The organism is Streptomyces sp. NPDC046876 (assembly GCF_040645035.1).
Classification (GTDB): domain Bacteria; phylum Actinomycetota; class Actinomycetes; order Streptomycetales; family Streptomycetaceae; genus Streptomyces.
In genome coordinates, this window is record NZ_JBEYXK010000243.1 from 1 (window position 1) to 1,230 (window position 1,230).

Consider the following 1,230-nt stretch of genomic DNA (forward strand, 5'->3'; position numbering starts at 1 on the left):
TGAGTCGACGGCGACGACCCAGTCGAGGTCGCCTTCGGCGTCGGCCTGGGCGAGCAGGGCGGCGAAGACGCGGTCCCACGTGCCGTCGATCGCCCGCATCCGCAGCCTGCTGTAGGCGCCTTTCCAGGAGCCGAACCGCTCGGGCAGGTCCATCCACGGCGTCCCGGTGCGGTACTTGAACGCGATCGCGTCGATCACCTGTCGGTGCTCGCGCCACCGCCCACCCCGCTTCGGTGTGCGGTCCGGCAGCAACGGCTCGATCCGCGCCCACTACGCGTCAGTCAACGACCACATCAACCAACGATCAGATGATCCGAGAGAAACGGCCTAGGGGCATCTGTGAGGTGTCCCTTCGCCGCGTCTCCCGGCCCCAGCAGAGGGCGCCCCGTACGGGCCGGCCGATCGGCGGTTCCTCCTCGGGGGTGTCGGCGGAGAGGAATCCGCCGGCACTGCGACCACACAACCGCCGCGGCTGTCCGGCGCACTGCTGACGAGCGTCCGGTACACGCCTGCTGACCTGCACGGACAGCGGCCGGGACAGGGCCGGACAGTCCCGGACAGCGGTTTCGCTTGGCTGCGCCCGCTGCCCCGTCGAGAGTTCTGCCATCCCAGCGAACTGCCGTGCGAACCACGGCTCTCGACCATGGAGTCAGCCATGCGCAAGCTCACCTCCCTCGCGGCCAGGGGCGCCGTAGTCACCCTGCTCGCCGGAACCGCGTTATCGGTCACGGGCGTCGGCAACGCCCAGGCCGCCTCCCTGGGGGCGAACATCGCCGCCACCGCCAAGGGGCAGATAGGCGCCGGCCCCTGCGGCCTCAACAACAAGGGCAGCTACTGGGGCCGGGGCACCCAGCAGACGGGCAGCTGTGGCCCCAACCACACCGAAGCGCACGCCTGGTGCGCCGACTTCGTCGGCTGGGTGTGGTGGAAGAACGGCGTCGGCGGCAAGATGAACCAGCTCGACAACCTCGCCTCCAGCTTCACCAAGTACGATTCTCTGCACTCCACCCCGAAGGTCGGCGACGCGATCCTCTACAACCTGGGCCCCGACGGCTACAAGAACGACCACGTGGCCATCGTGGTGGCCATCTCCGGCGAAAAGATCACCGTGGTGGGCGGCAACCAGGGCATCCCCGCGAGGACGCGGTCGGCGGCGATCCCACCCCCGCCCAGCTCCGCCGGATGGTCGACCTGCTCCACGACGCCATGGCCGCCGGCGCCTGGGGCCTG

1 protein-coding gene and 1 pseudogene are annotated in these 1,230 nt (G+C 69.8%); one reads left to right on the plus strand and one right to left on the minus strand.

Annotated elements, in window-relative coordinates; translation table 11 throughout:
* Window positions 1-261 (minus strand): transposase (locus tag ABZ924_RS38730; RefSeq protein WP_361920453.1); only part of this gene is annotated, 261 nt, incomplete at its 3' end.
* Window positions 262-655: 394 nt separating this feature from the next.
* On the opposite strand from ABZ924_RS38730, the pseudogene ABZ924_RS38735 reads away from it, so the two are divergent.
* Window positions 656-1,063 (plus strand): annotated as a pseudogene (locus ABZ924_RS38735) (hypothetical protein); the annotation flags it as partial.
* Window positions 1,064-1,230 lie beyond the last annotated feature (167 nt).